The following is a 4,833-nucleotide window of genomic DNA, read 5'->3' as shown; positions in this document are numbered from 1 at the left end:
GGTCGGTGGGCGTGTCGGGGGCCCGATGTCACACGCCCGTAACACGACAGGCACTAGGTTGGACCCCATGAACCGCCAGCAGGAGTACGTTCTCAGGACCTTGGAAGAGCGCGACATCCGGTTCGTCCGGCTCTGGTTCACCGACGTTCTCGGAACCTTGAAGTCAGTGGCCGTGGCACCCGCAGAACTCGAGGGGGCGTTCGGGGAGGGGATCGGCTTCGACGGCTCCGCCATCGAGGGGTTCTCGCGGGTCTCGGAGGCGGACACCATCGCCAAGCCGGATCCGTCGACGTTCCAGGTCCTGCCGTGGGCGCATGCCGACGGCGCCCAGCACTCGGCGCGCATCTTCTGCGACGTCTTCAACCCCGACGGCAGCCCCAGTTGGGCGGATCCGCGCCACGTCCTGCGCCGGCAGCTCAACAAGGCGGCCGATCTCGGCTTCTCCTGCTACGTGCATCCCGAGATCGAGTTCTTCCTGTTCAAGAGTCTTGACACCAACGGGGCCGAGCCCGTCCCCTCGGACAACGGCGGCTACTTCGACCAGGCGGTGCACGATTCGGCTCCGCACTTCCGGCGGCACGCGATCGAGGCGCTGGAGGCGATGGGCATCTCCGTGGAGTTCTCCCATCACGAGGGTGCGCCGGGGCAGCAGGAGATCGACCTGCGGTATGCGGACGCGCTGAGCATGGCGGACAACATCATGACCTTCCGCTACATCGTCAAGGAGGTGGCCATGAACAACGGGGTGTGGGCGTCGTTCATGCCCAAGCCCCTCCGTGACCACCCGGGGTCGGCCATGCACACCCACATGAGCCTGTTCGAGGGTGACTCCAACGCGTTCCACGACGCGGACGACGAGTACCAGCTGTCCACCACCGCGAAGTCGTTCGTCGCCGGGATCCTGCGTCACGCCCCGGAGTTCTCGGCCGTCACCAACCAGTGGGTCAACTCGTACAAGCGGCTCATCGGCGGCGGCGAGGCCCCCACCGCCGCCACCTGGGGTCGTGCCAACCGCTCGGCGCTCGTGCGCGTTCCGATGTACACGCCCAACAAGGCGTCCTCCCGTCGGATCGAGGTCCGCAGCCCGGACTCGGCGTGCAACCCGTACCTCGCGTACGCCGTGATGATCGCCGCCGGGATCAAGGGCGTCCAGGACGGATACGAGCTGCCCCCGGAATCCGAGGACGACGTGTGGACCATGAGCCGGCGTGAACGACGGGCGATGGGGTACACCGACCTCCCGGGGAGCCTCGAGCAGGCCCTCGACGCGATGGAGGAGTCCGAGCTCGTCGCCGAGGCACTCGGTGAGCACGTGTTCGAGTTCTTCCTGCGCAACAAGCGTCGGGAATGGCGGGAGTACCGCAACGAGGTGACCCCGTACGAGCTCCGTAGCTACCTCGCGCTGTGAGATCACCCAGCGCGCTGATCGGACGGTCCCGGTGAGTATGGACTCCTCGCGGTCCAGGGTGCCCAGCCCGGGCAGGCTGGGACTGCTCGATGCGCGCGCCGGGGACTGGTTGCACTACCTGGGGTGGACCGACGAGGACGCCACACCGCTGATGTGGGCGCTCTCGCGCGCACCCGACCCGGATCTCGCCCTGGGGACGCTGGTGCGGCTGCGGGAGGCACTGGCGGCCGAATCGTCGGGCGGGGGACCGGCTCCGGGCGGTGGCGACGACACCGGCGTAGCGGGGTTGGACTCGGCGCTGCGGTCCGACCTCCCGTTGCGGGGACGCCTGCTGGGACTGCTCGGCGCGTCCAGCGCACTGGGGGACCATCTCGTCGCGCAGCCCACCCGCTGGGCACTGCTCCGTTCGCCACTGCCGTCCCGGGAGGACGTCCTGGCGGACATGCTGGGAGCGGTCGACGCCGTCCCCGAGGAGCCCGTCGACGGCGCCCCGACGCCGTCCCAGTCCGTGGACCTCCGCAGTGTCGGTACCTACCGGGCCGGGGTCACCGGTGGCGCGGCCGTGAACGTGCTCCGGTCGGCCTACCGGGACCACGTGGCGCTGCTGGCCGCCCACGACGTGGCGTCCACGGTCGAGGACGAGCCGGTGTTGCCGTTCGCCGAGGTGGGCCGCCGTCTGGCCGATCTCGCGGACTCGGCGTTGACCGCCGCGCTCGCCGTGGCCGTCGCCACGGTGTACCCGGACTCGCCCATGCCCGGTCGGCTCGGGGTGGTGGCCATGGGAAAGGGAGGGGCCCGCGAGCTCAACTACATCTCCGACGTCGACATCATCTTCGTCTCCGAACCAGCGGACGCCAAGACCGGGCGAGTGGCCGGGGAGATGATGCGCATCGGATCCATGGCCTTCTTCGAGGTGGACGCCGCCCTGCGACCGGAGGGCAAGTCCGGCGAACTGGTGCGGACCCTGGAGTCCCACGCGGCCTACTACAAGCGGTGGGCCAAGACGTGGGAGTTCCAGGCGCTGCTCAAGGCCCGCCCGATGACCGGCGACCTGGCCCTGGCCACCGAGTACTACGAGACCGTGCACCCGCTGGTGTGGACGGCCTCCGAACGGGACGATTTCGTCCAGGACGTCCAGGCCATGCGTCGACGCGTCGAGGAGAACGTCCCCGAGGCGCTCCGCGAACGCGAACTCAAGCTCGGCCGGGGAGGCCTGCGGGACGTCGAGTTCGCCGTCCAGCTCCTCCAACTGGTGCACGGTCGAACCGACGAGGAACTCCGGGTCACCAGCACGGTGGACGCGCTCGGCGCGCTCCGGGCGGGCGGGTACATCGCCCGCGAGGACGGCTCCAACCTCGTGGCCGCCTACGAGTTCCTGCGTCTGCTCGAACACCGGCTCCAGCTCCAGCGCTACAAGCGCACCCACCTGCTCCCCGAGGACGGCGACCGGGAGGCCTACCGCTGGCTCGCCAGGTCCGCACACATCCGTCCGAGCAGCAGGCACGATGCCTCGGAGGTGTTGCTCGAGCAGCTGCGCCAGGTCCGGAGCCGGGTGCGCAGACTGCACTCCAAACTGTTCTACCGCCCTCTGCTGGACTCGATCGCCGCCTACGACGCGGAAGCACTGTCCCTGAGCTCCGAGGCCATGGAGCGGCAGCTGGCGGCACTCGGGTTCGGCGCACCCCGTCACGCGCTCGGACACCTCCGGGCCCTCGCCGGTCAGAACAACCGGCGTGGCCGGATCCAGGCGCTGCTGCTGCCCGCGTTCATGGAATGGCTCGCCGACACCCCGGACCCGGACGCCGGGCTCCTGGCCTACCGGAAACTGTGCGAAGAGCACCAGAACATCACGTGGTTCCTGCGCGTGCTGCGGGACGACAGCATCGTGGCGCGCCGGTTGGTGACGGTGCTGGGCACCTCGGTCTTCGTCTCCGAGCTCCTGCTGCGGAACCCCGAGGTCATCCCCGACCTGACCGACGGGGCCGAGGGGCCTGTGCTCGTGGCGTCCAAGGTCTCCGACATCGCCTCCGCGCTGTCCGCCTCGGCGTCCCGCCACCGCACCCCCGAGAAGGTCATCGCCGCGGCGAGGTCGCTGCGCCGAGCGGAGCTGGCCCGGATCGGGGCCGCCGACGTGCTGGGGTTGATCTCCGTGCCGGAGGTGGGCAAGCGTCTGTCCGCGGTGTGGCGGGCGGTGCTCGAGGCGTCCCTGGCGTCGGTGATCAGGGACCTGTCCCCGGAGGGGCAGGCGCCGCCGGCCCGGCTCGCGTACATCGGGATGGGACGTCTCGGCGGGGACGAGCTGTCCTACGGGTCCGACGCGGACGTGATGATCGTGTGCGACCCGGTGGAGGGCGTCGCGGAGGACGAGGCCGTCCGGTGGGCGGTCCAGGTGGCCGAGCAGGTGGGACGGTTGCTCTCGTCGCCGTCGTCGGATCCCCCACTCGACCTCGACGCCGACCTGCGCCCGGAGGGCCGCAACGGGCCACTGGTCCGGACCCTCGCGTCCTATCGCGCCTACTACTCCAAGTGGGCGGAGACGTGGGAACTGCAGGCCCTGCTCAGGGCGGCGTTCGCGGCCGGGGACCGCGACCTGGGTCTTGACTTCCTGCACATGATCGACGAGTTCCGCTATCCGGCGGACGGGGTGCCGCCGAAGGTGGTGCAGGAGATCCGGCGGATGAAGGCGCGGATCGACACCGAGCGGTTGCCTCGGGGCGCCGACCCGGCCACCCACACCAAGCTGGGACGCGGTGGACTGGCGGACGTCGAGTGGTCCGCCCAGCTACTGACCATGCAGCACGCTGCTCGGGTGCCCGGCCTGCACACCACCTCGACCCTGGAGGCGCTGGAGGCCGCCGCCGCCGCGGAGCTGATCTCGGAGAGCGAGCGCGACGCCCTGGTCCAGTCGTGGCTCATGGCCGCCCGTGCCCGTAACGCACTGGTGCTGGCGCGCGGCAAGGCGGTCGACCAACTCCCCGGTCAGGGCAAGGTCCTCGCCGCCGTCGCCAGCATCTGCTCGGAGTCGTCCGACGGCGCGGAGTTCCTCAACCAGTACCGCCGGGTCACCCGCCACGGCCGCAAGGCGGTGGACCGCGTCTTCTGGGGTGAGAACTGAGTCGTCCGAGGGATCGAACCAGGGTTGTCACCGATGCGCCGGCGGGTGACGCGTCGATACCCTGGGGCCATGGCTGTGAAGATGAACCTCACCCTCACCCTCGACGGGGTCACCTACGGCGAGCTGTACGAGTTCGTCGACGCGGTCCGGGCGGCCGGGGTCCCCGCTGACGAGCGCGTGCGCTGTCTGGGGTCCGACGACATGGGCGACCGCTTCGAGGTGGAGCTCGGTCCGGATCTGCGTCGGTCGGGGGCGGCCCGCGCGGCCTCGGGCGCGCTCGTCGGCGGGCCTGTCGCGCCCGATCCCGGGC

3 protein-coding genes are annotated in these 4,833 nt (G+C 70.3%); all 3 read left to right on the top strand.

Translation table 11 applies throughout. The features are described 5' to 3' along the window. Window positions 1–67: 67 nt before the first annotated feature. On the top strand, window positions 68–1,408 hold the full coding sequence (gene glnA / locus IY392_RS04815) for a type I glutamate--ammonia ligase (RefSeq protein WP_107756167.1): 1,341 nt from the start codon (window positions 68–70) through the stop codon (window positions 1,406–1,408). 37 nt (window positions 1,409–1,445) lie between these two features. Further along, window positions 1,446–4,523 carry a bifunctional [glutamine synthetase] adenylyltransferase/[glutamine synthetase]-adenylyl-L-tyrosine phosphorylase gene (locus IY392_RS04810; RefSeq protein ID WP_194860657.1) on the top strand — a complete coding sequence of 1,026 codons (3,078 nt, stop codon included), beginning with the start codon at window positions 1,446–1,448 and terminating at the stop codon, window positions 4,521–4,523. 69 nt (window positions 4,524–4,592) lie between these two features. Then, window positions 4,593–4,833 (top strand): hypothetical protein (locus tag IY392_RS04805; protein WP_228549037.1); only part of this gene is annotated, 241 nt, incomplete at its 3' end.

The sequence above is a fragment of the Dietzia sp. SYD-A1 genome, assembly GCF_015356725.1.
In the GTDB taxonomy this organism is placed as follows: domain Bacteria; phylum Actinomycetota; class Actinomycetes; order Mycobacteriales; family Mycobacteriaceae; genus Dietzia.
Note: the sequence above shows the minus strand (reverse complement) of the source record. Positions and strands in the feature narration are given on the sequence as shown.

What these genes read in the sequence shown, in the direction of transcription:
- glnA (WP_107756167.1), top strand. Translation starts at nt 68, where the DNA reads ATGAACCGCCAGCAGGAGTACGTTCTCAGGACCTTGGAAGAGCGCGAC.
- IY392_RS04810 (WP_194860657.1), top strand. Translation starts at nt 1,446, where the DNA reads ATGGACTCCTCGCGGTCCAGGGTGCCCAGCCCGGGCAGGCTGGGACTG.